The sequence below is a fragment of the Kribbella sp. NPDC051952 genome (genome assembly GCF_040680855.1).
Lineage (GTDB): Bacteria > Actinomycetota > Actinomycetes > Propionibacteriales > Kribbellaceae > Kribbella.
On sequence record NZ_JBFAXQ010000031.1, the window covers coordinates 1 to 25687 of the forward strand.

23 protein-coding genes are annotated in these 25687 nt (G+C 68.3%); 10 read left to right on the forward strand and 13 right to left on the reverse strand.

Features of this window, described 5'->3' with window-relative positions:
- The 9 genes from AB0L70_RS35990 to AB0L70_RS36030 all read right to left on the reverse strand — a co-directional run.
- Nucleotides 1–2703, reverse strand: a 2703-nt coding sequence (locus AB0L70_RS35990) for a BTAD domain-containing putative transcriptional regulator (RefSeq protein ID WP_363691305.1), incomplete at its 3' end; no start/stop codon positions are given.
- A 101-nt stretch (nucleotides 2704–2804) separates the two neighbouring features.
- Entirely contained in the window at nucleotides 2805–3374 is a 570-nt protein-coding gene (locus tag AB0L70_RS35995; RefSeq protein ID WP_363691306.1) for a hypothetical protein, read from the reverse strand.
- 118 nt (nucleotides 3375–3492) lie between these two features.
- Nucleotides 3493–4446, reverse strand: coding sequence for a helix-turn-helix domain-containing protein (locus tag AB0L70_RS36000; protein WP_363691307.1), 954 nt, complete (start codon nucleotides 4444–4446; stop codon nucleotides 3493–3495).
- A gap of 20 nt (nucleotides 4447–4466) precedes the next feature.
- Nucleotides 4467–4631: a hypothetical protein gene (locus AB0L70_RS36005; protein WP_363691308.1), complete on the reverse strand. Its 165-nt coding sequence runs from the start codon at nucleotides 4629–4631 to the stop codon at nucleotides 4467–4469.
- A 189-nt stretch (nucleotides 4632–4820) separates the two neighbouring features.
- Nucleotides 4821–6374 carry an MFS transporter gene (locus tag AB0L70_RS36010; protein WP_363691309.1) on the reverse strand — a complete coding sequence of 518 codons (1554 nt, stop codon included), beginning with the start codon at nucleotides 6372–6374 and terminating at the stop codon, nucleotides 4821–4823.
- 141 nt (nucleotides 6375–6515) lie between these two features.
- Nucleotides 6516–7319, reverse strand: a complete 804-nt coding sequence (locus tag AB0L70_RS36015; protein ID WP_363691310.1) for a DUF899 family protein — start codon at nucleotides 7317–7319, stop codon at nucleotides 6516–6518.
- Nucleotides 7320–7400: 81 nt separating this feature from the next.
- Complete coding sequence (locus AB0L70_RS36020) at nucleotides 7401–8501, reverse strand: FAD-dependent monooxygenase (RefSeq protein ID WP_363691311.1); 1101 nt, start codon at nucleotides 8499–8501, stop codon at nucleotides 7401–7403.
- Entirely contained in the window at nucleotides 8498–9901 is a 1404-nt protein-coding gene (locus AB0L70_RS36025; RefSeq protein ID WP_363691312.1) for an FAD-binding oxidoreductase, read from the reverse strand. Before AB0L70_RS36025 ends, AB0L70_RS36020 begins: the two co-directional genes overlap by 4 nt.
- Nucleotides 9902–9990: 89 nt before the next feature.
- The gene (locus AB0L70_RS36030; RefSeq protein WP_363691313.1) at nucleotides 9991–10725 is read right to left on the reverse strand and encodes a BTAD domain-containing putative transcriptional regulator; all 735 of its coding nucleotides are present in this window, start codon (nucleotides 10723–10725) and stop codon (nucleotides 9991–9993) included.
- 75 nt (nucleotides 10726–10800) lie between these two features.
- On the opposite strand from AB0L70_RS36030, the gene AB0L70_RS36035 reads away from it, so the two are divergent.
- A complete protein-coding gene (locus tag AB0L70_RS36035; protein WP_363691314.1) occupies nucleotides 10801–10968 on the forward strand; it encodes a DUF1059 domain-containing protein in 168 nt (55 codons plus the stop codon).
- 63 nt (nucleotides 10969–11031) lie between these two features.
- On the opposite strand, the gene AB0L70_RS36040 is transcribed toward AB0L70_RS36035, so the two are convergent.
- A complete protein-coding gene (locus tag AB0L70_RS36040) occupies nucleotides 11032–12561 on the reverse strand; it encodes a helix-turn-helix domain-containing protein (RefSeq protein ID WP_363691315.1) in 1530 nt (509 codons plus the stop codon).
- Nucleotides 12562–12741: 180 nt separating this feature from the next.
- Between AB0L70_RS36040 and AB0L70_RS36045 the strand changes: the two genes are divergently transcribed.
- The 7 genes from AB0L70_RS36045 (at nucleotide 12742) to AB0L70_RS36075 (ending at nucleotide 20123) form a co-directional block, all read left to right on the forward strand.
- Entirely contained in the window at nucleotides 12742–14217 is a 1476-nt protein-coding gene (locus AB0L70_RS36045; protein WP_363691316.1) for an MFS transporter, read from the forward strand.
- Complete coding sequence (locus tag AB0L70_RS36050; RefSeq protein ID WP_363691317.1) at nucleotides 14207–15316, forward strand: sugar phosphate isomerase/epimerase family protein; 1110 nt, start codon at nucleotides 14207–14209, stop codon at nucleotides 15314–15316. Before AB0L70_RS36045 ends, AB0L70_RS36050 begins: the two co-directional genes overlap by 11 nt.
- Nucleotides 15309–16640 (forward strand): MFS transporter, encoded by a 1332-nt coding sequence (locus AB0L70_RS36055; RefSeq protein ID WP_363691318.1) that lies wholly within the window; start codon nucleotides 15309–15311, stop codon nucleotides 16638–16640. The genes AB0L70_RS36050 and AB0L70_RS36055 overlap by 8 nt, the downstream gene beginning before the upstream one ends.
- On the forward strand, nucleotides 16637–17653 hold the full coding sequence (locus AB0L70_RS36060; RefSeq protein ID WP_363691319.1) for a DUF6282 family protein: 1017 nt from the start codon (nucleotides 16637–16639) through the stop codon (nucleotides 17651–17653). Before AB0L70_RS36055 ends, AB0L70_RS36060 begins: the two co-directional genes overlap by 4 nt.
- 3 nt (nucleotides 17654–17656) lie before the next feature.
- Nucleotides 17657–18331, forward strand: coding sequence for an aspartate/glutamate racemase family protein (locus AB0L70_RS36065; protein WP_363691320.1), 675 nt, complete (start codon nucleotides 17657–17659; stop codon nucleotides 18329–18331).
- A gap of 129 nt (nucleotides 18332–18460) precedes the next feature.
- Nucleotides 18461–18970, forward strand: coding sequence for an RNA polymerase sigma factor (locus AB0L70_RS36070; protein WP_363691321.1), 510 nt, complete (start codon nucleotides 18461–18463; stop codon nucleotides 18968–18970).
- On the forward strand, nucleotides 18963–20123 hold the full coding sequence (locus tag AB0L70_RS36075) for a hypothetical protein (RefSeq protein ID WP_363691322.1): 1161 nt from the start codon (nucleotides 18963–18965) through the stop codon (nucleotides 20121–20123). The genes AB0L70_RS36070 and AB0L70_RS36075 overlap by 8 nt, the downstream gene beginning before the upstream one ends.
- On the opposite strand, the gene AB0L70_RS36080 is transcribed toward AB0L70_RS36075, so the two are convergent.
- Both AB0L70_RS36080 and AB0L70_RS36085 read right to left on the reverse strand, forming a co-directional pair.
- Complete coding sequence (locus AB0L70_RS36080) at nucleotides 20120–20983, reverse strand: alpha/beta hydrolase (RefSeq protein ID WP_363691378.1); 864 nt, start codon at nucleotides 20981–20983, stop codon at nucleotides 20120–20122. The two genes, AB0L70_RS36075 and AB0L70_RS36080, sit on opposite strands and share 4 nt — an antisense overlap.
- On the reverse strand, nucleotides 20944–21747 hold the full coding sequence (locus AB0L70_RS36085; RefSeq protein WP_363691323.1) for a class I SAM-dependent methyltransferase: 804 nt from the start codon (nucleotides 21745–21747) through the stop codon (nucleotides 20944–20946). Before AB0L70_RS36085 ends, AB0L70_RS36080 begins: the two co-directional genes overlap by 40 nt.
- Nucleotides 21748–21932: 185 nt before the next feature.
- Between AB0L70_RS36085 and AB0L70_RS36090 the strand changes: the two genes are divergently transcribed.
- Nucleotides 21933–23297 carry an MFS transporter gene (locus AB0L70_RS36090; protein ID WP_363691325.1) on the forward strand — a complete coding sequence of 455 codons (1365 nt, stop codon included), beginning with the start codon at nucleotides 21933–21935 and terminating at the stop codon, nucleotides 23295–23297.
- Between the two features lie 141 nt (nucleotides 23298–23438).
- Nucleotides 23439–25049 carry a ubiquinol-cytochrome c reductase cytochrome b subunit gene (locus AB0L70_RS36095; RefSeq protein ID WP_363691326.1) on the forward strand — a complete coding sequence of 537 codons (1611 nt, stop codon included), beginning with the start codon at nucleotides 23439–23441 and terminating at the stop codon, nucleotides 25047–25049.
- Nucleotide 25050: 1 nt separating this feature from the next.
- On the opposite strand, the gene AB0L70_RS36100 is transcribed toward AB0L70_RS36095, so the two are convergent.
- A complete protein-coding gene (locus tag AB0L70_RS36100; RefSeq protein WP_363691327.1) occupies nucleotides 25051–25686 on the reverse strand; it encodes a class II aldolase/adducin family protein in 636 nt (211 codons plus the stop codon).
- Nucleotide 25687: the final 1 nt, after the last annotated feature.

Here is a 25687-nt window from a genome sequence, read left to right on the forward strand (position 1 = left end):
CCGGAACGCCTCGGTGGTCTGCGGACCGCCGCTCAGGTTGGCGAACTGGACGAACTTGGCAGCCGCGAGCCGCGCGGCCGTGAGGTCGCCGACCTTCTCCTGCGTGAGGGCGATGACCACCTGGGCTTCGGCTTCCATGCTGGGATCGCCCAGCTGGCGGAAGAGGTCCAGGCACTCGGTCAGATGCACCAGGGCTTCGCGGTAGTTGCCGCGCTCGAGTTGGATCTCGCCCCGACTGCCGGCTGCCATGGCGAGGCCACGGCGGTACTCGAACGTCCGGTAGATCTCATACCCCTCGGCGGCGGCTTCTTCGGCACCGTCCAGATCACCCAGGCGCATCAGGCACGAGGCCAGGTTGGTGATGGCATTCGCCTGTCCCAGAGGTTGCTCGGTCTTGCCGCAGAGCTGGTAGCACTCACGGTAGTAGGGCACGGCTTCGGCATGCCTGTTCTCGAGGTGCAGAACGCGTCCGAGATTGCCGGTCGCGACCGCCTCGCGGCGGCTGTCGTTCGCCCGCCGGGCCAGCTCGTGTGCTTCCTCGAACGCGTCGATGGCGCGGTCCGGATGGCCTGACATCAGCTGGGCGTTGCCGTAGTCGTTCAACAGACCCCCGAGCCCCTGGACCTGACCGGTACGCCGCGCTGCGTCGACTGCGGTGGCGAAGAGAGTCCGGTGATCCTGCCAGCGGCGCCGGGCCTCGACGTACCGCCACAAGCTGGCCGCCAACTGCCAGCACCGGTCGTCCAAACCGTGCTCGGAGGCCCACTGCACCGCAGCGACGAGGTTGTCCCACTCGCGGTCGAACCAGCCGAGCGCCGCATCCACACCCACGACCGACTCGGGCACGAGTCCCGTCGGGGGCGGATCGCTGATACCGGCGATGCCGCTGTCGTAGATCTGGCCCGCCGCCGCGGCGGCGGAGTACAGGTACCAGTCCAGCATCCGGGCCCTGGCGACGATTGCCTGCGGGTACTTCGAGACCTGCTCGCAGACGTACTCCAGCAACAAGTCGTGGAAGGCGTACCGATCCACGTCGACACGGATGAGCAGACTGGCATCGGCCAGCCGACTCAGCGATCCGGCGGCATCTGCGGGCGAGCGGCCCGTCAGCGCCGCAGCGACCCCGGCGCCGAACTCGTGGCCGGGGTGCAGTCCGAGCAGCGCGAACAACTCCCGCTCGGCCGGTGGAAGCGCTCGATGGGAAAGGTCGAAGGCCGCGCGGACGCCGCCCAGGTGCCCGGGCCCCAGCGACAATCGATCCAGCCGACTGCCGTCACGCAAGTGTGCGACGTACGTCGACAAGTTCAAGCCGGCGGCCGTAACAGCAGCGATCCGGAGTGCGAGCGGCAGGCCGGCACACAACCTGACCAGCTCGTCGAGTGCCTCTCCTTCGGCCAGCCCTGGTTCGGCGGCCAGCAACAGGTCACGAGCTTGCGGCAGCGCCAGCGGATCGACGGTTCGGCACCGGGCTCCCACCGAGATCGCCAACGCCCCGAGGCGGTGCCGGCTGGTGATCAGCACAGCGGCGCCCACCGAGTTGGGCAGCAACGACTCCACGTCCCCGTCCGCGCCGGCATCATCCAGGATCAGCAGCACACGTCGTCCGGTCAGTGTCTGCCGAAGCAGACCCGCCCGGGCCTCGAGCCCGGTAGGAATGACGTCCGCAGGCACCCCGCAGTAGGTCAGCAGCTCGCCGCACACCTCGGCAAGGTCTCGTGGCACGCCTCCGCCGCCGCGCAACGCCACGAACCATTGCCCGTCGGTAAAGGTGGATCTCAGCTCATGGGCGACCCGGATCGCCAGGGTCGTCTTGCCGACGCCCGGCAAGCCCGAGAGTGCGACAACCGGCGTCCCGTCGGCATCCGCGAGGGTGGCTCGGAGTTGCCGCACCAGGTCGTCGCGCCCGACAAAGCCTGCGACGGTCAACGGCAGCCTGGTGCGGACCGGCCAGCTGTCGACCGGACTCGTCGCCCCGGCCAGGATCGTCTGGTGCAGGTCGCGGAGTTCCGGTCCGGGGTCGGCCCCCAGCTCGTCGGCGAGCACGCGACGGACGGCGTCGTACGCGGCGAGCGCCTCGCCCGATCGACCGGCCGCCACAAAGGCCCGCATCAGCAGCAGCCAGGCCCCTTCACGAAGCGGGCTGCTCGTGGTCAGCGCGGCGAGATCGGCAATCGCCGCATCGACCGCACCGCTGTGCAGCCTGGCCGCCGCACGTAGTTCTGCGGCGGCCAGGCGCTCCTCAGCGAGCGCCGACGCGTGACGATCGACGAGCGTCCCGGTGGTAGCACCCTGGAGCGGGTCACCTCGCCACAACCCCAGTGCCCGGTCGAGCAGCTCGATCCGGTGCGTGGGCTGATCGACCTTGCGTGCCGCGGCCGTCAATTCGCGGAACTGTTGCAGATCCGTGGTGTGCCCGTCGAGATCGATCAGGTAGCCGCTGGGATCGGTCCGGATCAGGGTTGCGTCCGTGTCCCCCAGCGCCCGCCGGAGCCTGGAGACTCCGGCCTGGATCACGCCGCGCGGGCTCAACGACGATTCCTCGCCCCAGACGTCGAGACGCAACTGGTCGACAGTCACCACGCGCCCCGCTCGCAGCAGCAACGCCGCGAGCAGGGTCCGCATCCGGCCGCCACCCAGCCCAACGGGGCCGTCGTCACCGACGGCCCCGACCGTACCGAGCACCTGGAACTCCACAGACGCCATTCTCACCGCACAGTGGCTCACTCGTTGGCTCACTCGTTGGCTCACTCGTACGGCGGAGACGTCGCGCCGGTCCCGTCCCGAGAGCGGTCCGGCGAGCTGCCCTACTTGTGGGTCCAGACGTAGCCCATGAAGCCGTCCAGGTGCCAGCCGGCCTTCACGTACGCCGCGGCCTGGGCAGTGCGGAGCACCCGCCAGCCGATGCCGCTCTTCGAGACCCGATAGATCTTGACCCGGTCGGCCGCCGCGGCCACCGGAACCCGGCCGACGACACCCTGGTACACCCATGCGCCTGACGCCGTGAGCTTGTTCCGCTCGGCGGCCGAGATCGACAGCAGGTACGACGCCCGGGTCTTCATCTTCAGCCGGTACACAGGCACCGTGCCGCGGATCGCCGTATTCGCCACATACCCCGGCACCTGGCCGGTGAACTTCATCCCGTATTTCGGCGCGTTCAGGTACTCGGACTGGCTGGCGGTGTAGAAGTACCCCTTGCTGCCCGCGGTCCGCATCTCGATCAGCTGGGTCCGGTACGACGTCGCCGTCGCGCCGGTCTGCGCCGCGCCGGCATTGCCGGCAACTGCCACGCCACCCGCCACCAGCCCGGCGACGGTCGCGACGGCACCCGCTCCGAGCGCTATCCGCCGACGGGATCCGGCAAACTTCCAACGCATTCAGGTCGTCCTTTCGATCCTGGTGAAATTACATGCTGTAGGCAACAAGCCCAGGACCAGTGTGCCCGGCGGCGTTGACGGATCGCTGACGGTTCGCTGACGGACCTGCGGAGCTCCGTCAGCTGAAGACGTCCAGCAGGGCCGCGCCCCGGGCGGTGCGGTGGATGGCGATCGAGCGGCCTTGGCGGACGCGTTCGACCAGGCCGGCGCTTTCCAGCGTGTTGCAGTGGTGGGTGAGGCTGCTCGGGGGACAGTTCAGCCTGGCGGCGAGCGCGCTCATGGTCGTCCGGTGGTCGAGGTTGCGCAGTACGTCGGCACGGAAGCGGCCGACCACGGTGGCCAGCGGGTCATCGATCTCCTGGACGGCACGCGCCGGACGCGTCCAGTTGGCCAGCGCGCCGGGGAGTGGGTAGCCGATCACGACCGCGACCGGATCGTTGTTCTCGACAACCATCGAGTCCGGGGCGGAGATCATCGGCGCGAGCACGATCCGCCGGCCGTTCACGGGGACCCGAACGCGGCCGTCGAGTACGAACGCGTCATCGGCGTACCCGATCCGGGGCGACAGGGTGTTGTACAGCGCGTCAGCGGCGCCGCGGCCGGCCAGGTCCTCCTGGCGCCGGAGCTCGCGGTCGATCGCCGGGCGGGATCGGTTCCAGGCATCGTGGCCGAGGCCGTTCCAGACGTCCGCGAGCACGTCGCCGAGGGATCGGGACCAGCGGGCCGGTCGCTCGGCCGCCGCCCGCCAGACCGCCGGAATCCGGTCGGAGTAGATCTCGATCAGGTTGGCGCGCAGCCGGTCGTTGTGGTTCGACCGGAGCGCGTCCACCTGCGTCGCGATCGACAGATCTCCGGTCGGTGTCAGCGGCGCCACCGCCGACGGAATCTGCCGCCGCTGCCCGGGTGGCGTCACCATCGGGCGCAACGCGGCACGCCCCGACGGTGTGTGCATCAACGAAAGCATCCGCAACCGCAGCGGATCCGCGATACTGCCGCTCTCCCCCTGCAACGTCTCCAACGTCACGGACAACATCGACAGATCCGGTACCAGGACCCCCTGCGGCTCGCTCATCACCGTCATCTCCGCCCGGATCAGGCCATCAACGGGTGCGACTGCGCCAGGTGCCGAATGCCCGCGACCTTGGCTGCGTCGGCGACATTCTTGCCCTGGGCAATCTCATTCGGCGCGACCGCCGCCGGCGTGGTGACGTCTCGCACCAGGGCGATGACCAGGACCGTCTCACCGTGGAGGTTCATGGCACTGGTTCTCCAATCAGTGCGTCGAGGCGGGAGCAAACGCCCACCGAGAGGGATGGTGCACCGGCGCGTCGGAGGGGCGACCTACCGGTGCACCATCGGGACGGGCAGTGATGGGCCGGCCGCATCACCCGCTCATCCGTTGTGCGCTCCAACCATGCCCGACGGTCCTGACCGATCGCTGACAGGTCATTGACCGAGTACCGACGGGCGGGGATCGGCCAGTGGAGTCGGTGCCGCTGCCGGCTCCTGAGCCTGAGCAGTTCCGCGGAGCGTGAGAGTTGAGGTGATCGCGGTGGCCAGCAGAAGGAGGGCCCCGACCAGCGCGACCACATTCATGCTGTGGGTGAAAGCATGCTGCGCGGTGGTCAGAACGGTCTGAGCGATCTGTCCCGGCAGATGCGCGGCCGCGGCAGTGGCGGCAGGTAAACCTTCGCGGACCGCACCGGCCACCTCTGCCGGCAGGCCGGCCGGCACGTCGGCGCGGTACGCCGCTGTGCCGATCGACCCCAGGACAGCGATCCCCAGCGCCCCGCCGAACTCCGAGCAGGTCTCCATCACCGCAGACGCGGAACCAGCCCGCTCCGGAGCGACAGCTCCCACGACGGCCTCGGTCACCTGCGACATCACCATCACCAGTCCCCCGGCCAGCAACCCGGCACCCGTGAGTACGCCGACCAGTCGCGTCTCGGCCTGCACCTGGGTCAGGACGACATAGCCGGCCGCGGCCAGTGCGAACCCGGTCCCGATCACGTAAGCACGGTCGATCCTGCCCGCCAGTACGGCGGCCAGCGGGGCAGCCATCGCAACCCCCACCGACGGCGCGAGCGACCACAGCGCCGCGGTGAAGGGGCTCAGCTCATGCACCAGCTGCAGGTACTGGGTCATGAAGACCGCGTTGCCCACCAGCGCCAGCGTCGCGATGGTGTTGGCGACGAGCGCGCCGCTGAACGCCCGGTTGCCGAACATGGCCAGCTCGATCATCGGGTGGTCCGCAGTACGTTGCCGCTGGATGAAGCCGAACCCGACGAGCAGACCGGCGACGATGCTGACGATCGGCAGGATCTCGAGGCCGTTCGCGGCGAGCTCCTTGATCCCCCAGATCGCCGGCAGTACGGCGGCCAGCGAGAGCAGCGAGCTGAACAGGTCGAAGCGGCCCTTGACCGGCGTCTTGAACTCGGGCAGGAGAACCGGAGCCAGCACGAGGAGCAGCACCATCGCCGGGGTGTTGATCAGGAAGACCGAGCCCCACCAGAAGTGCTCGAGCAGGAACCCACCGAGCACCGGCCCGAGCGAGATGCCGCCCATCATCACCGCGCTCCAGAACGCGATCGCCTTCGACCGCTGCCCCGCGTCGTGGAACATGTTGCGGATCAGCGCCAGCGTCGACGGCATCAGGGTCGCGCCGCCGATGCCGAGGATGGCGCGGGCCGCGATCAGCTGCTCCGGGTTCTGTGCGTACGCCGCTGCCACCGAGGCCAGCCCGAATCCGATCGCACCGAAGATCAGCAGCCGGCGCCGCCCGATCCGGTCACCCAGCGAACCCATGGTGATCAACAGGCCGGCCAGCACGAACCCGTAGATGTCGAAGATCCACAGCTGCTCGGTCACCGATACACCGAGATCTGACGAGATGAACGGAACCGCGAAGTACAACACCGACACGTCCATCGAAACCAGCAACAACGGCAACGCGAGTACACCGAGCGCGATCCATTCCTTGCGCCCCGCCCGTTCCGCCATCCCCATTCCACCCCTCCACGACACGTCCGAGCTCGCGAGAGAGCTTGAACCAGTCGGCGTGAATTACCTTGTGCCCGTCAACGATGCCCGGTTGCTCTGACGAACCGCTGACCGATCGCTGACGGGCTTCGATCCCCGCGGTTATGCGCCGCCGGCGAGGTCGTCGGATCGGCCTGCGGCGAGGCGCGACCACTGCGCGATGGGGCGTCCGTTCGCGCGGGTGATTCCGTCGTACCGGGTCCGTGGGTCGGCTGAATCCTTGACACCCCAGCCTTGCGGCCAGCCGGAGGGCGAGTCCTCCCACGGCTCCTGACGTCCCCAGACGGTCAGGTCGATGAGCCGGTAGTTGATGTCCATCGCCTCCACGCCGCGGCCGGTCGTCCAGTAGGTCTCGAAGACGCGATCGCCGTCACGCAGGTAGCAGACAATGTGCATGGAGCCGATCGAACGGCCGACCAGCAAGGTCTCGAGCGACGCCTGCGCCGAGTACCACGGCATCGTCCAGCCCATGAAGTCGCGGTAGCGGCGGCTCTCGTCGTACGGACCCTGGCAGAGCACCGCGTAAGTGATGTCGCGGGATTCCAGGTAGGAGCGCTCGTCGGTCTGGGTGTTGTTCCAGGTGCAGCCCTCGCACTGCTCGTCCGCAGGTCGGCCTGGGTACCACATCATGTAGTAGGTCAGCAGCTGCCGCCGCCCTCCGAACGCGTCGAGCAGAGTCGTCGGACCGTTCTCGCCGATCAACTCGGTGCCGGCATCCACCTCGACCATCGGCAGCCGCCGCCGGGCCGCCGCGATCGCATCGCCCTCGCGCGTGTGGACCTTCTCCCGCACCCGCAGCTCATCCAGCTGGGCCTGGAACGCCTCCCGATCCGCGACCGGAGGCAGACTTTCCGCCTCGGTTGCCCCAGGAATCAGACCACTCAGCTTGCTCGCCGCATCGACCATGCATTTCTCCTCGCCTGTTGATCGGGCCCACAGCAGGCTCGATCGCGAGGAGACACTAGCGCCCATCACTGACACACCGTGTCAAGTTTTCTTGAGAATCCGTAGTGGTTCGTAGGTGGCTCGGTAGGCACGCGGGCCCATCAATGGGGCCACGGGATGGGACAGCCAGGATGGCAGGCGTGCCAGGCGGGACAGCTGGTCGGTGGCGCGCTGGACGTGCTCGACCCGAGGACGCCGTACCTGTTCCCAGAGGGATCCCACGGTCGACCAGTCGTCGGTTTCGGCGAGCAAGTCGGCCAGGATGATCGCGTCCTCCATGGCCATCGCGGCGCCCTGGGCCCAGACGGGGCCGGTCGCGTGTGCGGCGTCGCCGACCAGGGTGACGCGGCCGTGGTGCCAGGTCGGGATCCGGACCTCCTCGACTGGCGAGTGGTACGGCGGAACCGGCGCCGCGAGCGCCTGGGCGACCGCGCGGGTGACCGGCTCTGGGAAAGCGGCGTACGCGTGAGCAAGGGTCGCGATGTCCACCCCCTGGCTGCTGGATGCGTAGGCGTACACCTCGCCGGGCGCGACCGGGATCAGGAGGAAGGTGCAACCCCGGCCGGTCCAGGCAGTCCAGCAATCGACGCCGGGGTTCGCGGTGATGAACCGCCAACTGGCGGCCGTCATCAGGGAGGGCCGTGGAGTCGCGGGCGCCAACGCCGAGCGCACGGTCGAGTGGACGCCGTCCGCGGCGACCACGAAGTCGACGCGGTCCTCGCTCCCGTCGGCGAAGAGAACGTTCACGGAGCCATCCGCCTGCTGTTCCAGGGATGCCACCGCCACGGCATGGTCGACCGAGACGCCGGCCGTCAGGGCATCCAGCACCACCTGGTGCCGGACGCAGATCGAGCCGGCCGTCCCCGACCAGAACCGCGCCTCGTCGACGTCGAACAGCAGTCGGCCCCCGGCCGTGCGGTACTCCCGTCGCGCGACCGGCACACCTGCGGCCCGGACGTCGTCGGCCGCCCCGAGCACCGCGAGAGCCGCGACGGCGTTGCCGGGCAGGTTGAGTCCGAGCCCTGCTGTCGAAGGGTGTGGTCGCCGTTCGACGACCCGGTACTCGAGGCCGTGCCGGCCGAGGGCGCGAGCGGCGGCCAGGCCGGCGATGCCCGCACCCACGACCAGCACGGTCCGGCTCATCGCGGCGGCTCGTTCGGTGAGATGTTCTGGTTGATGTGGAGGGCGTTGTCCGGGTCGTAGCGACGCTTGATCTCGACCAGCCGCTCGAAGTTCTCCCGATAGCTGGCGCGGACCCGGTCCGGTCCCTCGTCGTCCATCATCATGTTCACGTAGGCGCCGCCGGCCGAGTGAGGGTGGAGCGCGTCGTGGTACTCACGGGCCCACTCGGTCATCGGCTCCAGGTTCGCGGGATCCGGATCCACGCCGACGATGACCTGGCAATACCTCGCCTGCCGATGGGCGTACGCCGTCTCGCCGGCACCGACTCGCTGGGCTGCGCCGTCCACCGGGTAGAGGTGCATCGTCGACAGCGGCGTCGGGAGCCTGCTGCCGTAGTCGACGTGGATCGCGATCGCCTCGTCGGTGAGTTCGTCGACGAAATCGGCACGCCAGTACCACTGCATCCCGGCGGGCAGCAGCGGATCGAAGATCGACTGCAGCGCGGGCCAGGGCAGCTCACCGACACCATCGAGCAACGGCTCCAAGGCACGCAGCGGCGCGAGGAGCGCGGGTACGTCGACAGCCGGGCCGTTGTAGCACCACATGATCGCGGCCACCGTACGTCCATGAAGCTCGACGGGGAAGCTCTCCGCGGGCGGCACCTCGAAGAATCCGAACCAGCCACTGAGGGTCTCCGGCGACTCGGCGAGGAGCCGGTCGTAGGCCCGCAGTACCTCGCCGGTGCGATTGATGTCGAACATCATCGGGCCGGCCACCACGTCGCGCACCGGCTGACCGCGGAACACGAACGAGGTGACAATGCCGAAGTTGCCACCGCCGCCGCGCAGCGCCCAGAACAGGTCGGGGTGCCGCTCGGCGTCGGCAGTGACCATCGTGCCGTCGGCCAGCACCACGTCGGCCGACAGCAGGCAGTCGATGGTGAGCCCGAACTGCCGGGCCAGGTACCCGATCCCGCCGCCCAGCGTGAGTCCGCCGACGCCGGTCGACGACACCCATCCACTCGGAACCGCAAGCCCGAACGGATGGGTGGCGTGATCCACGTCCGCCCACACAGCGCCACCCTCGACCCGCACGAGTCGCTCAGCCGGATCGACGTGTACGGCGTGCATCGCGGACAGGTCGACGACGAGCGCGTCGTCCCAAACGCCGAGGCCACCGGCGTTGTGGCCGCCGCCGCGGACAGCGATGGTCAGCCCTCGGGCTTGTGCCACTGTCACTGCGGCCATCACGTCGGCGGTGTCGACGCAGCGCGCGATGATCCGCGGGCGACGGTCGATCGCACCGTTGTAGACAGCGCGGGCCTCGTCGTACCCGGGATCGCCGGGCTCGACGAGCTCCCCGCGGAAGCCGGGTACGTCGATCCTGACGGTGGATGCTGCGGCCTCTTCTAGCGTGGTCATGATGGTCTCCTGCTGCGTCGGGAACGTCGGAAGGCCAGCCTCGACGAGCTCCCTTGGCGCAACATTTCTCAAACCTTGGCGCGGTCCCGTCAGCTGAGCAATGCCTGGTAGGCGTCCTGCAGGTCGCGACTGGGGTTCACGCCGAGCTCGTCGCGCAGGTGCCGTCGCAGTCGCTCGTACACCGCGAGCGCCTCGGCCGTGTTGCCGGCCGCTGCCAGCGAGCGCATCAACATCAGATGGCCCGTCTCGCGCAGTGGAGCGACTTCGAGGAGCTCGCGGGAAGCGCGCTCGGCGCCGGGCAGCTCCGGCCCACCCAGCTCGAGGCAGGCCGAGGCGTAGGCCTCCAAGGCCCGGACGCGCACGTCCGCGAGACGTCGACGCCAGGAATCGACCCAGGCCAGTTCGGCCTCCGGCAGCAGGGTGCGCCGCGCGTTGAACTGCGCGGTCAACGCACTGAACCAGGCGCGCTGCCAGTCCCCCATCGCGACCGCCGACTCCGCCGTGTGAAGGGCCGCGAACGCTGTCTCCACGTCGATCTGGACGTCATCGGGGAGTGCGATCGCGACCTCGGTCCGGCCGCGGATGAAGTCACTGCCGACCGTGGTCCGAAGCTTCGAGATGAGAACACTCAGAGCCGCTGCCGCCGAGGTCGGCGAGGTGTCCCCCCAGAGCGCGTCGACCAACATGTCCCGGGTCACCGGGTGTGGCCGGGACAGCACGAGGTACGCGAAGAGCACCCGGGTCTGACGACTCGGAAACGTGGTCGTGACCCCGGGCCTCAGCTCGACGACGAACGATCCACAGAGCTGGATCCGGGCGGTCATGGATCGACAGTAAACCCTTCCCGAGCCGCTCACTCCAGGCGATAACGTGGAGCGCCCAGGCAGGAGCGGAGACCAATGACAACGCGACAGGTGCGGTGCGAGTGCGGCTACACGGCGCAAGGAGCGACCGACGAGGAGGTGATTGCATTGACCCTCGCGCACGTTGCCGCTGACCATCCCGATCTGGCCGCCACCGAGACCGCCGACGACGTCCGCGGCTGGATCGAACTCCTACCCGAATAGCCGTTAGAACCGGCGGATCCGGGGACTATTCGGATTTGGTGCGATCCTCCAGGGTGGGAGCTGTCACAGCGACTTCAGGGCCAGGAACATGTCGACGCGGTCGTGGAAGCGGGAGAGGTCGCGGCCGGTGAGTTCCTCGATCCGTTCGATCCGGTACCGCACGCTGTTCACGTGGAGATGAAGCTGCTCCGCGGTCCGTGCCCACGAGCACGCGGTGTCGAGGAACGTGGACAACGTCGACACAAGGTCGCCGCGAGTACGGCGATCGTGGTCGAGTACCGCAGCGAGCACGCTGGTCGCATAGGTACGACGTACGTCGGCCGGGACCGCGGCCAGCAGGAGTACGTGAGACGTGACATCCTCCGCGCTCACCACGCAGACCGGCGTACCGCCGACGCGGGCGACGCCGTGCGCGAACCGCGCCTGCTGCAACGCGTCCGCGAGCGCGGACACCTCTGCCGGTCGGCTGATGCCGACGGAGAGCGTGGTGCCTGGCAGCAGGCCCGGCTCGAAGCGGGAGCACGCGGTGCGCACGAGGTCCGGCAGGTCCGATGAGTACGGGAAGAACGCGATGGCCAGACCGTCGGCGCTACGAGCCACCACGGGTCGGCTGACCGCGAGCGCGAGGTCCTCAAGCAGCGCCGGCGCACCCTCCGGCGGACCACTGCCCGAGATCTCCACAATGACGGCGACCATCGGCCCATCGGTAGCCAGGCCGGTCTGCCGGATCCCTGCCAGTACGTCGCTTTCCGGTGCCCCGGCCTCGACCATCGCTACGGCTTCGGCGGCGATCGGACGGAGTGCGCGCTGGCTCTCGTCGCGCCGGGAGCGGTCGAGCGACGCGATCGCGCAGAGTTCGCCGACCGCGTCGACCTCCTCGCGTGCCCACGTGCGAAGGTCGCCGTCGACGACCACCAGCCAGGTGGTGAGCCGCTGGCCGAGCGTGGACCCGACCGGGAACACGCTGTACGTCGCCGACGCCGTCTCGATCGGCGCCGGTAGCCGATCGGCGGTGAGGAAGCCGGCCGTGACGGCATCCACGATCGCGTCGTCGAGCTCGACCGGGCCCGGCACCACGTGGCGGCCCGACGGTGTGAGCACCCGGCAGACGTGGCCGAACGCGACCGACACCCGGTCGGCGAGCTCGTCCAGGCTGCGGCCGGCGGCGATCGCGGAAAGCATCTCGCGCTGACGGACGCGGCTGGCCGACGTACGGGAGTGGCTGCTCTCGGCGTCGTGCTCAGCGATGTGCTCGGTGATATCGGTGAACGCGACCTCGGCCGGCACCTCGACCAACGTGAGTCCGTGCGCCCGGCAGGCCTCGACCAGATCGTCGGGGACCTCGCCCAATCGCTCGCGCGCGGCCAGTAGGGCGTGTACGTTCCGGCCGGACAGCTCGGTCACGAAGCGCTCGCTGTCACCGGGACCGCGGTGCCAGACGAGGCCGCTGAGTACGAGCTCGCCTCCGCTCAGGTAGCGGCCGGGCTCGAGCAGGTCGGTGGTCACCAACCGGCCGATCGGCTGCGCGGGCGCGTGCGGCGCGGCGAACAGCACCCGCAGGCCGAGATCGTCGAGCAATTCCGACAGCAGCACAGGCAGCCTCCAAGTCCTGGATGATTCTACAGTTTCAGCGCCTCGGCGGCACGCCTCGACTGTGGGATTGCATGAGCCAACTCCTTGACACTAGGGATGGTCGGGTTCAGCCTCTAGGAAATCGGAATCGAGTTTCCGATATGCGGAAATCCTTCTTCGGGCAGTGGTCAGGAGCGCACGATGGCTGAGCTAGAAAAGATTCCTGAGCAGGACGTCCTGCTCGCACCGACCACGAGCACAGCGGGCGATCGCTCGCCCGACGACGGCAGGCGGGCGCTGCTGCTGCTCGCGGCCGTGATGGACCGCATCGGCACCACCCGCAGTCACAAGGTCATCCTGGCCGTCGTCGTCTTCGGTGCGTTCTTCGACGTGATCGAGCAGAACACCGTCGGCATCGTCGGACCGTCGCTCAAGGAGCAGTGGGGCGTCTCGTCCGCCGGGATCGGCTTCCTGGCGTCCGCGACGTTCGGTGCGATGTACATCGGCGCCGCGCTCAGCGGCTGGTTGAGCGACCTCAAGGGCCGCAAGACCATGTTCAACTTCAACCTGGCGCTCTACAGCGTCGGCGCCCTGGTCTGTGCGCTGGCTCCGAATTTCCCGGTGCTGGTGATCGGCCGCGGGATCGTCGGTCTCGGCCTCGGCGGTGAGTTCGTCGTCGGACTGGCGCTGCTCGCGGAGATGACGTCGACGCAGTACCGCAGTACGGCGGTGGGACTACTGCAAGTGGGCGCCGGCGGTCTGGGCAACCCGGCCGCCTACCTGTTCGGCTTCGTGATCGTCGGCGTGATCGGTCCCGATCTGCCGCTGTGGCTCGGCGGACCGGAGGCGAGCTGGCGCTGGGTCTTCGCGCTGCTCTGCCTGCCTGCACTGCTCGTTCTCTGGACGCGTCGGCACATGCCCGAGACGCCGCGGTACCTGCTGAGCAAGGGCCGCATCGCCGAGGCGAACCGGTCTCTCAGCGTGCTCGCGTCCGGCCGGTTGAACCCGGACGGCCTGAGCGTGACGAACTATCTGCCGCACGACCTCCGGCTCGGGCGGGCCGACGTACGGTGGACCGAAATCCTGCGCGGTCAGCTCGGGCGGAACTCGGCGGTGCTCGGAGCCTGTACGGCGTCGCTGTTCGGGGCGCAGTTCGTACTCCTCACCTTCTGGCCGGTCCTGCTGGTCGAGCAGGGCTACGCCATCGCGACCAGCCTCTGGTTCACGATGGTGATCTTCCTCGGCGCCGTCAGCGGAGCGCTGTTCGCATCGTCGCTGAACGCACGGTTCCGCCGGCGTCCGACCATCGCCGTCGCCGCCGCGTTGTCGTGCATCTCCGCGCTGGCCTTCGCCTTCCTGGCCCACGGTGCGGTCGCGATCCTGGTGCTCGGGTTCCTGTTCGAGTTCTTCTCGTGGTGGGCGAACTGCTCGATCTCGACCTGGTGCCCCGAGCTGTACCCGACCCGGGTGCGCGCGTTCGGGATCGGCGTGATCTCGAACCTCGGCATGATCGGCGGCGCTCTGCTGCCGCCGCTGGCCGGAGCTCTGCTCGGTTCGCTGGGACCGGTCGCACTACTGAGTCTCGTCGCTGCGATGTGTGCGGTCGTCCTCGTGGCCGTGCCGTTCGGTCCGGAGACCTTCGGACGTTCGCTGGAGGAGCTGCACGATGGCAACTGACACGATGGCACCTGACAGCAGGCCAACCTCCCCGCGGGTCGGCGTCGACGGACTCAAGATCCCCGAATCGGCCAAGCGCGGTCCACTCGGAACCATCGAGCACGCCCAGCAACTCGGCCTCGAGGGCGTCTTCTTCCGGTCCGTGCTGGACATCAGCCCGACGCTGGACCCCGGCGAACTGCGGAACGTCCGGGCCTGCGCGGACGACCTCGGTATGTATCTCGAGACCGGGCTCGGCAAGGTCAACCCGTTCGCGATCCCGGAAGCTCCCGAGCTGCGGGCGGTGGGCGACGGCAACACGTTGCTCGGGTTCCGCCGGATGATGCAGGCGTGCGCGGCGATCGACTGCTACGAGCTGTGGTCGTCGACGGCACTGTTCAAGCCCCAATTCCGGGGGCGATGGGCCTGGGATCGGTTCCGTACGGACGTCACCTGGGACGAGCAACTGGTTGCGATCGAACGCTTCCTGCTGCGGCTCGCGCCATTCGCTCGTGACCTCGGCATCCACGTGAACCTCGAGACCCACGAGGAGATCAGCTCGTTCGAACTGGTCCGGCTGGTGGAGACCGTGGGGCCGGACGTGACCGGGATCGTCTACGACACCGCCAACCCGTTGCACCGGATCGAGCACCCAGTGTGGACCGCCCGGCGGGTCGCGCCGTATGTCCGCCAGAGTCATATCAAGGACGCCCATCTCGCCCATGGTGAGGACGGTCTCTACTACCAGCTCCGGCCGTGCGGAACGGGCGTCGTGGACTTCGCCGAGGTGCTGCCGATCATCCTCGACGCGAACCCCACGCTGAACCTCACGATCGAGAACTACGAGTCGTACGACGACCGGCCGCGGCCGCCGGAGAAGTGGCTGCTGGAGGTCTACGAGGAGGAGTTCCTCGCCGCCCATCCCGACCTGACGGTCCAGGAGTTCGCGGCCTACCTCGGCCTGGTCCGCCAGTACGAGGCGCGGATCGCGGCCGGCGAGTTGCCGGACCTCGCGACGTACGCCGCGCAGCCCTTCGGGTACGGCGAAACGGTCCGCTACATCGCCGACAGCGCCGACCACATCCGCGACATCTGCCGTGGGAGGACGATCGATGGCTGAACTGTCGACGACGACCACGACGAGCGCCGAGCGCGACCGGATCTTCCGGCGCGTGGTGCTCCAGATCGTCCCGTTCATCACGCTCGTCTACGTCATCGCCTGGGTCGATCGCGTCAACGTGGGCTTCGCGAAGCTGACGATGCTCGAGGACCTGCACTGGAGCGAGGCCGTCTACGGCGCCGGCGCCGGGATCTTCTTCCTCGGGTACTTCCTGTTCGAGGTGCCGAGCAACCTGCTGCTGGAGAAGATCGGCGCACCCAAGACGATCATGCGGATCGCCCTCGGGTGGGGCGTGGTCTCGATCCTGATGGCATGGGTCAGCGCGCCGTGGCACTTCTACGTCCTGCGGTTCCTCCAGGGCGCCTTCGAGGCCGGACTGCACCCGGGCATCATCGTCTACCTGACCTACTGGTTGCCGACCCATCGCCGGGGCAAGGCGGTCGCGATCTGCATGTCCGCCTCGCCGCTCGCGCTGCTGATCGGCAGCCCGATCGCCGGCTACATCATGAAGTACACCGACGGGCTGCTCGGTCATGCGGACTGGCAGTGGCTGTTCGTGATCGAGGGAGCGCCGTCGATCCTGCTCGGTGCGCTCGCCTACTTCCTGCTCACTGACCGACCGAGGAACGCCACCTGGCTCACCGACGATGAGCGTGCTCATGTCGAGCACGAGCTGCAGGCGGAGGCCGCGGAGCTCGGAGGCCGCGAACACTCCTTGCGGGGTGCGCTACGGCTGCGCAGTACCTGGGTACTGATCCTCACGCTGTTCTGCATCATCTGTGGCAACGCGACGCTGTCGTTCTACGGGCCGAGCCTGGTCGCGGCAGCCGGGTTCGACGACCTCGCGACGATCGGGTGGATCATGTCCGCCGTTTTCGCGTTCGGCTGGCTCGGCATGATCGTCAACGGGTGGTGGTCGGACCGGCGCCACGAGGCGCGCTGGCACACGGCCTGCGCCGCGGCGGTGGGCGCGTCCGGCCTGGTACTGGTGGCGCTCGCACAACATGCGGGCAGCACGGTCGGCGTCATCGCGGGCCTCGCGATCGCGGCCGCGGGCACGATGGGTTCGATCCCGGTGTTCTGGAGCATCCCGACGCGCTTCCTGTCCGGCACCGCGCTCGCCGGCGGCGTCGCACTCATCAACTCGTGCGCCAACCTCGCCGGCTACTTCTCGCCCCAGTTCCTGGGCGCCATGAAGTCGGCCAGCGACTCCTACTCTCTCGGGCTGGTCATCATCGCCTGCGTCGAGCTGGTCGCGGTGGTGCTCATCTTCACGTTCATCAGCAAGGAACCCACCACAGAAAGGACGGATCGGACTCCATGACCGATCTCGCGGAGACCTTTGACAACCGCTCGATGGAGCTTCCCGACGAGCTGCTCCGGGGCGCGATCGACATCCACGTGCACGCCGGCCCCTGGCTGCGGTCGTGTCCCGGCCGGCTCGATCCGTTTCAGATCGCCGAACAGGCCAGGGACGTCGGCATGCGAGCGGTGATGTACCTCGACCACACGCTCGGGATGAGCTGCGGCACGTCACTGCTGACGACCCGCCAGGTGCCCGGCATCGACGTGTACGGCGGGATCATCATGACGTCGGTCCTCGGCGGCCTGAACCCGAGGGCGGTGAAGACGGCACTGCAGTACGGCGCCGGCGCGCGGTTCGTGCACTTCGGTGCCCACTGCACCCATTTCATGGCCAGCCACGAGGGCAGCTACGTCGACGGGAAGCCGGTCCTGTTCAAGGATCGGTACCCCGAGTTCCAGAAGGAGCTCGACCGCTCGATCCGGATCCCGCTCGACGGTTCGGTGCCGGACGACCTGGCCGAGATCCTGGAGCTGATCGCGGCGCATCCGCACGTCCACCTCAACACCGGGCACGTCTCGGTCGAGGAGGCGATCCGGCTGTCCGACCTGGCTCTCGACGCCGGGATCACGAAGATCGTCGTACCGCATCCGTGCCGCGGCCGGATGACGGTCGAGCAGCAGCGCAAGCTCGCCGAGAAAGGTGTGCTGCTCGAGGGCGCCGTCTCGGACTGGATGTTCCATCGGGGGCTGCCGCGGACGAACTACTACGTCGAGCGCGAGTGGGCCGACGAGATCGCGGGGATCGCGAACGCGCCGGAGTTCAGCGGCATCATGCCGTGGGCGCGACAGATCCGCGAGATCGGCGTCGAGCACTTCGTCCTCGGCACCGACTACGGGATCCGGTCCGGCCCGACGCCGGTCGAGGGCATGCGGACGCTGATCAGTTCGCTGCTGGATCTCGAGTTCACCGTCGACGAGATCAACACCATGGTCAAGACCAACCCCGCCCGCCTGCTCGACCTCGAGCCCTGATCGATGGAGGAGACCGTGCCGACCGTCCTCGTCGTCAACCCGAACACCAACGAGCAGACCACCGCGATGATGACTGAGCTGGTCCGTCCGGAGCTGGCTACGGCCGGGTTGGCGGTCGAGGGCATCACGGTCGCGCACGGTCCACGGATGCTGGCCGACCCCACCACCCTCGCCGCGGCCGAGACCCACGTCCTCGAGGCCGTCCGCCGCCGCCTCGCGGCACCGGTCGGCGATCGGGACGTTGTCGCGGTGATCGTCGCGGCGATCGGTGATCCCGGGCGGGATCGGCTCGAGACAGAGCTGGAGCTGCCGGTGGTCGGGATCGGGCAGGCGTCCATCCTCGCCGCCGCGCGGGACGGATCCCGGTTCGGCATGGCGACCAGTACGCCGTTACTCGCGGACTCGCTCACGGCGCTGGTCGCCCGCTGGGGTCACCGGACCACCTTCACCGGCGTCCGGCTGACCGAGTCCGAACCCCTGGTACTCGCGGCTGACCCCGAACGTCAGTTCCGCGAGCTGGCCGACGCGGTCCGTGGCTGCGTCGCCGACGGCGCAGAGTCGGTGATCATCGCCGGTGGGCCGTTGGCCGACACCGCCCGCCGCCTGGCCGAGCTCGGCCTCGCGCCGATCGTCGAGCCACTCCCGAGCGCAGCCGCGCTGGTCGTCGCGAAGGTCTGAGAAGTCGTTTGTGCTCCCGCAGCCGCCGGGAGAGGCTGTGTGCTGCCGATCGACGTCGTGCTTCGGTGATGCAACCGGATCGTTCCGCCAGGACTCGTGCAGGCAAAAGGGTCCGATCTGGGAGTGGTGATGGCTGACGGCGACACGGTGCGCGAGCTGTATGAGGGGTGTTACCGGCGGCTGGTCGGGCAACTGTTCGCGATCTGCGGGAATCTGGGCGAGGCCGAGGACGCCGTCCAGGAGGCGTTCGTCCGGGCGGTCGAGAAACCTCGGCGCTTCGCCCAGGTCGACAACCCGGAGGCATGGCTGCGCACAGTCGCGCTGAACGCCGTACGCCGGCACTACCGTCGCGCGACCCGATTCCACGGGTTGCTCTCCCGCACAGGTGTCCCCGAGACCACGACGGCCGGGCTGTCCGCGGACCGGGTCGCGGTGGTCGAGGCCCTGCGGCAGCTCCCCTACGAACAACGCGAGGCGATCGTGCTGCACCACATCGTCGATCTGCCGGTGAGTGAGATCGCCGTACAGCTGGGTGTTCCGGAGGGGACGGTCAAGGCTCGCCTGTCCCGGGGCAGGGCCCGGCTGGCACCACTGGTCCACGAGTTCGCCGACGACGTCGAGGAGGTCAACCATGTCTGAGCTGAAAGAACTGTCCTGGGAGGTCCAGGAGACCGTCCAGCCGCTGCCGTTCGAGGCACTGGAGCGCCGTGCTGTCCGCCGCCGGCACCGTCGGCAGGCGCTGACCGGCGCGGGAGTCGTCGCGGCGGTGACGATCGCCGTACTGGCTGCCGTCCTCCCGCTGGGGAACGTGATCGGCACCGAGAAACACCCGGCGTCGATGCCGCTCGACCAGGCGGCCGAGCAGGTGATTCACGACAAGAGGGCCGGCGCTTTCGGTATCGCGTACGGAACACCGACGCGGTGGGCCGCGGTGTGGGCGGTATCCCAGCCGGGATACACCTGGAAGTCCGCCGCGGTGCTCAGCCGCGACGGCGTACGGGCCACCGCGCCGGTGCGCAAGAACCCGTACGTCGTGGTGCGGGACGGTGACGAGGCGCTGGCACTGTCGATGCCGACGAGCATGAAGGGCAGCGATCCGACCTGGGCCCAGTCGGTGATGGTCCGGCTGACGGATCAGGGCCGGACCGAGAAGAGGTTGCGCTGGGCTCCGCCGACCACCGAGTTCGGCGCCGGCGACGTACTGATGGCGTACGGCACCCTACGGGCGCTGAATCCGGAGACCGGCGTGCTGCGGGAGGTGAAGATCCCCGGGATCGACAATGCCTACGAGCCCTTCCGCGACCGCACCGGACGGTGGTGGATGGTCGCCGCCAAGAGCAGTGGCGTCGGCAACATCTACTGGACCGACGACAGCGGCAAGACCTGGGGCCACTCCGTCATCAGCGCGGGTCGGACGAATGGCGGGCTGGGGGTCAGCCCCGACGGGAAGACGCTGGTGGTGATCCCCGGCAGCAAGCCCCGCGAGCCGCAGGACATGGTGCCGCTACGGTTGTCCACCGACCGGGGCGAACACTGGACGACGGTGGCCACCCGGGACTCGCCGTACCTGCAGTCTCCCGTTGCTTTCGACAACGGAACGGGGCTGGCGCTGTATCAGGGAAAGGAGCGCGAACTCCTCCGGCCTGGTGCCGGTGCGTCGTTCACACCGCCGACCGACCTGGGCGAGCTGAGGGCGGTAGGCGACTTCGTCTACGGCATGCAGTACGGCGGCAACCAGGCCATCACCAGCACCAACCACGGCAAGACCTGGACCCACTTCGAACCCCGCTAGGAATGGTTCCGGACGGCAAGCAGGTCACCGCAGAACGAGGCGATGGCCCGGTTGACCGTCTCCGGCCGCTCCCACGGCATGAAGTGGCCCGCGCCCTTCACCCAGAACGGACCGACCGCCGCAGGAAAGGCGACCGCGCACCGCTGTTCGGCGTGGTCGCCTTTGGTCACCTGGTCCTCCCCGATCAGTACCAGCGCCGGCCGCTGGACCGGCCGGTCCAGCAGCTCCGGGGCCGACAGCGACCGGTTGCCCATGACAACCTCATAGTCGGCGAACGCGGCCCGGAGCCGGGCCGCGTCGCCGTACGGCTCGGTCAGGAAGGCCAGGTCCGCTTCGTCGAAGGCATCGGGCGGACACCACAGGCGATGACCGTAGAACTCACCGATGTAGCGCCGCCGCCGCTCAGGGGTGTCCAGTTCGGCGACCAATGCGTCGGCGTGGTGCCCTTGGAGACGGTGGTAGTCGTAGACGGCGGGCTTGGGGCGAGTCGGCGGGATACCAGCCGCTGCGAACGCCTCACCCAGGTCGGCCATGGAGTCATCGAGGATCACCAGGCGGTCCACCCGGTCGGGGTGACGGTTCGCCAGGTCGATGGCGATCATCGCGCCCAGATCATGACCGGCAACGACCGCCCGGTCCCAGCCGAGCTGGTCGAACAGGCCGGTCAGGTCGGCGTTGAACGCGTTGAGGTCGTAGAAGTCGTCGGGCGCGAAATCGGAATCGCCGTACCCACGCAGGTCCGGAGCGACGGCGTCGAAACCCGCCTCGGCCAATTCGTACGGGCGCAACCAGATCAGTGGGGAGAGCCATGCACCCTGATCTACACCAGGTTCCGGACGGAGGCCTTCCGGAAGTTTGATCGGCGGGCGAGGTGGGTGGTGATTTCGGCGTTGATTTCCACGGTTTCGGGGAGGACCTGGAGGATTCGGCGGAAGACCTGGTCCCGATCGGCGGGTGGGAGGAGCACGTACGCCGAGACCGTCGAGAGGTGACCGATGTAGTCACGAGAGCTCATCGTCAGGCGCCGTTCGAGCACCGACTGCTGGACATCGCTGAACCACTCGGACTGCTCGAGCTCCGTGCCCGGCCACTCCATCGGGCGGTCCGCGGGCGGTCTGTCGTCGGGCGACGGAACGCCGTCGGTCTCCAGGTACGGCGCACGTGCCACCCGCGCGGCCTCCTTGAGGTCCGGGTCGGCCAGCTGGATCGGCACCGCGAACGAGGCGAACACCCCACCCGGCCGGACCAGCGCAGCCATCCGAGCCCACCGGCCCTCAGGCTCGGTCCAATGCAGCGCGGCAGCCGAATACACCAGCTCGTACGACGAATCCAGCGGCAAGTCCTCGAAGGCGGCTTGCACGGCGGTGACGTTTGCCGGCACGTGTTTGCGCAGCTCCGCGAGCATCGCCGCGTCAGGCTCGGTCGCCGTGACCGCGATCCCTCCCCGCGCGAACACGCGCGTCGCCTTGCCTGTCCCAGCGCCGAACTCGAGGGCAGTCCGAATCGGCCCACCGGCGTACTCCGTCACCACGTCGAGAAGTTCCACCGGATAGCCAGGACGAAAACGTTCGTACGCCTCCGCCACCGTCCCGAAGCTCAACGCGCGCACGACCATGCCCGGCATCCTGGCACCTCTCACAGCCCCACCGCTTGTCATTTTCTCAGCCTGTGTCGGATCAGGTCCGGGGTGTTCGTAGAAGCAGTGAGAGGCCGCCCGGAGCGGGTTGCCCACGGCAGAAAGCAGGCATACCACTCATGACCACCCTCGTAGAACCGGGCACAGTCACCTCCCCTCGTTCGAGTCGCTGGATGTGGGCGATTCTGGGGCTGGTGCTGCTGGCCGATGCTCTCGACGTGATCGATGCGACCATCACGAACATCGCCGCTCCCACCATCGCCAGTGACCTGAACGGCGGTGAGAGCCTGATCAAGTGGCTGGGACCGGCGTACATGCTCGCCATGGGCGTCCTGCTCGTGGTCGGCGGACGACTGGGTGACAAGTTCGGCCAGCGCCGGCTCTTCCTGATCGGCATCACCGGATTCACCCTCGCCTCAGCGGTGGCCGGGTTCTCCCCCGACCCGACGCTGCTCATCGCCGCCCGGGTCGTCCAGGGAGCGTTCGGGGCGCTGCTCATCCCGCAGGGCATGGCGATCATGACCAAGGCATTCAGCCGCGACATGCTCGCCAAGGCGTTCGGGCTGTTCGGCCCGGTCCTCGGCCTGTCCAGCATCGGCGGCCCGATCCTGGCCGGATTCATCATCAGCGCCGACCTGTTCGGTCTGTCCTGGCGCCCGATCTTCCTGGCCAACGTCATCCTCGGCGGCATCGGGCTGGTCCTGGCCGTCAAGCTCCTGCCACGTGACGACGGCGACCGGTCCACCGTCATCGACGGCTGGGGCTCCGGCCTGCTCGCCGCGGCCATGTTCGGACTGCTGTACGGCCTGATCGACGGCTCCACCAACGGCTGGACGACCATCCCCGTCGCCACCATCACCGTCGGTATCGTTGCCTTGGCCGCGTTCGCCTACCGTCAGCGCACGGCAGCCGATCCGCTCATCACACCCTCGTTGCTGAAGAACCGGGGCTTCACGTCCGGGATGCTCGTCGGCCTGGTCGTCTTCGCCGCCGGTACGGGCCTGATCTTCGTCCTGTCCCTGTTCCTGCAGGAGGGACTGCACGCCAGCGCACGCGACGCCTCACTCTCGCTCCTGCCGCTGACGGTCGGCACCATCGCCGCCGCGTTCGCCGCCATGGGTGGACTGGTCGCCAAACTCGGCCGCCGGCTCGTCGTCATCGGCCTGCTCGTCACCCTCGCCGGCTGCGCCTGGGTCCTGGCCCTCATCACCAACTCCGGTACCGACCTCAGCCTCTGGTCGCTGGCCCCGGCCTTCTTCGTCATCGGCGTCGGCATCGGTCTCTCCTTCGCCACGATCCCGGCCGTTGCCCTCGGCGACGCGAAGCCCGACGAGGCCGGCAGCGCCAGCGGCTCCCTCAGCTCCATCCAGCAACTCGCCTCAGCCATCGGCTCCGCCGCGGTCACCTCGACCTTCTTCCACGCCGCGCCCGCGGGCCTCGACCACGCCATGAAGCTCACCCTCATAGTCGTCCTCGCCGCCACCGTCCTCAGCCTCCCGGTCGTAGCCCTCATGCCCCACAAAGCCCCATCGGACTGAACACCCAGCTTCTCCAGCCAAGCGGTGACGTCACGTAATTCACGGACGTCACTGCATCCGGTGGGGGGTTTGGGGTGGAAGTAGGGGTGACAGGGTCGTCGACGGTGCGGCTGACTGCGCTCGAGAGGATGGCTCGACCAGATGGCGGAGCAAGGACTTCCCGGGCCGGTTGCGTGGGTTGACGAACGGGTCGGGATCGGCAAGATCGGGCGGAAGAATCTGCGCAAGGTCTTCCCGGACCACTGGTCGTTCATGCTCGGCGAGATCGCGCTGTACAGCTTCCTCATCCTGATCCTCACCGGCATCTTCCTGACCTTCTGGTTCAAGCCCTCCATGGCCGACGTCGAGTACCAGGGCTCGTACAGCCTGCTCAAGGGCCTGCACATGTCCGAAGCCTACGAATCCACCCTGAACATCTCGTTCGACATCCGCGGCGGCTTGCTGATGCGGCAGATCCACCACTGGGCCGCGATCCTGTTCACCGCCGCGATGAGCGTGCACCTGCTCCGGATCTTCTTCACCGGCGCGTTCCGCAAGCCCCGCGAACTCAACTGGCTGATCGGCATCGCGATGCTGTTCCTCGGTGTGGTCGAGGGCTTCATCGGGTACGGCCTCCCCGACGACCTGCTCTCCGGCACCGGCCTGCGGATCACCGAGGGCCTCGTACTCGCGTCACCCGTGATCGGCACGTACCTGAGCTTCTTCATCTTCGGCGGCGAGTTCCCCAGCGACGACTTCGTCTCCCGCTTCTACACCGTCCACGTCCTGCTCATCCCGGGTCTGATCCTGGCGCTCGTCACGGTCCACCTGTTCCTGGTCGTCTACCACAAGCACACCCAGTTCCCCGGCCCCGGCCGGACCGAGAAGAACGTCGTCGGCTACCCGCTGATGCCGGTGTACATGGCCAAGGCCGGCGGCTTCTTCTTCGTCGTCTTCGGCATCACCGCCCTGATGGGCGCCTTGTTCCAGATCAACCCCATCTGGTTGTACGGCCCGTACAACCCGGCCCAAGTGACAGCAGGGTCGCAGCCGGACTGGTACATGGGCTGGCTGGACGGCGCGGTCCGCCTGATGCCCGGATTCGAGTCGCACTTCTGGGGCGTCACGCTCAGCTGGAACATCCTGCTGCCCGCACTCCTCGTCCCACCCCTGTTCATCACCTTCGTCGCCCTCTACCCCTTCCTCGAGGCCTGGATCACCGGCGACAAGCGCGAGCACCACCTGCTCGACCGCCCACGCAACGCGCCCACCCGGACCGGGATCGGCGCCGCGATGATCACCTTCTACGGCGTCCTCTGGCTCAACAGCGGCAACGACCTGATCGCCACCCAGTTCCACAGCTCGATCAACACGATCACCTGGATCTGCCGGATCCTGATCTTCCTCGGACCGCTGCTCGCCTTCCGGATCACCCGGAGAATCGCGATCTCACTCCAGCGCGCCGACAACGACCGTCTGATGCATGGCTACGAGACCGGAATCATCGTGCGCGGGCCAAGCGGTGAGTACGCCGAAGCGCACGCCCCGATGTCCAAGTACAAGGCGTACGAACTGTCCGCCCGCGAGCGGCTCGTGCCGGTGGAGCCGGAACCGCACACCGATGACAACGGCGTCGTACGACCGCACCGCAGGCGCAACCGGATCCGTGCGGCGCTGTCCCGCTTCTACTTCGCCGACTCCGTACAGAAACCGACCGCGGACGAACTCACGGGAGCCGCGCATGACAAGCCCCGCGAGCTGACCCCGCCCTAGATCACTGCGTGCCGCGGTTGCGTAGCCAGTCCGTGGCGTGGGGGTCGAGGGGTTCGGCCGTGCCGAGGTGGCGGGCGATGTGGACTGTCCGCATCGTCTGCTCGAGCTGGGCGGCAAGTCGGACTGCCTCGCCCGGGTTCGGCCCGGTGGTGAACAGCCCCTGGCCGCGCATCAGGACAGCTGGGGATCCGCTCGCCAGCAGAGTGTCGACGATTCCACGGCCGATGGCTTCGCCGGTGCTCGAAACCGCCGGGCCGACCGGAGTCGGACCTTCGAACCCGTGCGCCATCCCGGGCAGGCGCGGAATCGACTCGCCTCGGCCCGCCCAGGCAAGCGCCAGCGTCGACCGGATGTTCACGATGCCACGCACTTCGGGCACATTTCGGTACACGTAGGCGTGCGCGTCACCGCCGGCCGCCGGCGCGAGCACGCCGTCGAGCAGCTGCCCGGACAGGTCCGTGACCACGATCGAACTGGTCGAGAGCTCGTCGGCCGAGACCGCCGAGGGCTTGAGCCCGATCAGGTCATCCGGCAGCCGAACGGACACAACGCCCGTCATGAACAGGGACAGCTCAGGCTCCGTGCGGTCGACCACGCTTCGGCGCAGCTCACCGACCGCATTGCCTACTTCGGTCATG

Bases quoted from the DNA above. Each gene is read 5' to 3' on its own strand.
- AB0L70_RS36095 (WP_363691326.1), top strand. From the start codon at position 23,439: ATGGCGGAGCAAGGACTTCCCGGGCCGGTTGCGTGGGTTGACGAACGG.
- AB0L70_RS36100 (WP_363691327.1), bottom strand. From the start codon at position 25,686: ATGACCGAAGTAGGCAATGCGGTCGGTGAGCTGCGCCGAAGCGTGGTC.
- AB0L70_RS36085 (WP_363691323.1), bottom strand. From the start codon at position 21,747: ATGCCGGGCATGGTCGTGCGCGCGTTGAGCTTCGGGACGGTGGCGGAG.
- AB0L70_RS35995 (WP_363691306.1), bottom strand. From the start codon at position 3,374: ATGCGTTGGAAGTTTGCCGGATCCCGTCGGCGGATAGCGCTCGGAGCG.
- AB0L70_RS36010 (WP_363691309.1), bottom strand. From the start codon at position 6,374: ATGGCGGAACGGGCGGGGCGCAAGGAATGGATCGCGCTCGGTGTACTC.
- AB0L70_RS36005 (WP_363691308.1), bottom strand. From the start codon at position 4,631: ATGAACCTCCACGGTGAGACGGTCCTGGTCATCGCCCTGGTGCGAGAC.
- AB0L70_RS36015 (WP_363691310.1), bottom strand. From the start codon at position 7,319: ATGGTCGATGCGGCGAGCAAGCTGAGTGGTCTGATTCCTGGGGCAACC.
- AB0L70_RS36020 (WP_363691311.1), bottom strand. From the start codon at position 8,501: ATGAGCCGGACCGTGCTGGTCGTGGGTGCGGGCATCGCCGGCCTGGCC.
- AB0L70_RS36025 (WP_363691312.1), bottom strand. From the start codon at position 9,901: ATGACCACGCTAGAAGAGGCCGCAGCATCCACCGTCAGGATCGACGTA.
- AB0L70_RS36075 (WP_363691322.1), top strand. From the start codon at position 18,963: ATGTCTGAGCTGAAAGAACTGTCCTGGGAGGTCCAGGAGACCGTCCAG.
- AB0L70_RS36090 (WP_363691325.1), top strand. From the start codon at position 21,933: ATGTGGGCGATTCTGGGGCTGGTGCTGCTGGCCGATGCTCTCGACGTG.
- AB0L70_RS36060 (WP_363691319.1), top strand. From the start codon at position 16,637: ATGACCGATCTCGCGGAGACCTTTGACAACCGCTCGATGGAGCTTCCC.
- AB0L70_RS36035 (WP_363691314.1), top strand. From the start codon at position 10,801: ATGACAACGCGACAGGTGCGGTGCGAGTGCGGCTACACGGCGCAAGGA.
- AB0L70_RS36045 (WP_363691316.1), top strand. From the start codon at position 12,742: ATGGCTGAGCTAGAAAAGATTCCTGAGCAGGACGTCCTGCTCGCACCG.
- AB0L70_RS36000 (WP_363691307.1), bottom strand. From the start codon at position 4,446: ATGAGCGAGCCGCAGGGGGTCCTGGTACCGGATCTGTCGATGTTGTCC.
- AB0L70_RS36050 (WP_363691317.1), top strand. From the start codon at position 14,207: ATGGCAACTGACACGATGGCACCTGACAGCAGGCCAACCTCCCCGCGG.
- AB0L70_RS36030 (WP_363691313.1), bottom strand. From the start codon at position 10,725: ATGACCGCCCGGATCCAGCTCTGTGGATCGTTCGTCGTCGAGCTGAGG.
- AB0L70_RS36055 (WP_363691318.1), top strand. From the start codon at position 15,309: ATGGCTGAACTGTCGACGACGACCACGACGAGCGCCGAGCGCGACCGG.
- AB0L70_RS36065 (WP_363691320.1), top strand. From the start codon at position 17,657: ATGGAGGAGACCGTGCCGACCGTCCTCGTCGTCAACCCGAACACCAAC.
- AB0L70_RS36070 (WP_363691321.1), top strand. From the start codon at position 18,461: ATGGCTGACGGCGACACGGTGCGCGAGCTGTATGAGGGGTGTTACCGG.